Source organism: Dankookia rubra, from assembly GCF_004355005.1.
Lineage (GTDB): Bacteria > Pseudomonadota > Alphaproteobacteria > Acetobacterales > Acetobacteraceae > Paracraurococcus > Paracraurococcus ruber_A.
The window spans coordinates 1-343 of sequence record NZ_SMSJ01000386.1; the positions used below are offsets into that span (position 1 = coordinate 1).

1 protein-coding gene is annotated in these 343 nt (G+C 69.7%); it reads left to right on the plus strand.

Features of this window, described 5'->3' with window-relative positions:
* Positions 1-343, plus strand: a 343-nt coding sequence (locus E2C06_RS37065; RefSeq protein ID WP_133293444.1) for a transposase, incomplete at both ends; no start/stop codon positions are given.

Here is a 343-nt window from a genome sequence, read left to right on the forward strand (position 1 = left end):
GGCCAACCTCGGCCTGATCTCGGCGGTGACCAACAAGGGCGAGTTGCGCTGGATGGTGCTGGACGGCGCCATCAAGGCGCCGGACCTGCTCCGCTTCCTCGCCCGTCTGGTCCGGGACGCCGGGCAGAAGGTCTGCCTCATTCTCGACCGCCTGCCGGTCCATCGCTCGGCCAAGGTCCGCGATTGGCTCGTCGGGCGTGAGGCCGAGATCGAGGTCTTCTACCTACCCGGCTACAGCCCGGAGCTGAACCCGGACGAGGGGCTCAACGGCGACCTGAAGCAGGCGGTGACCCGCAAGGAGCCGGCGCGCAGCAAGGCGCAGCTCAAGCGCGCCGTCGTCGGG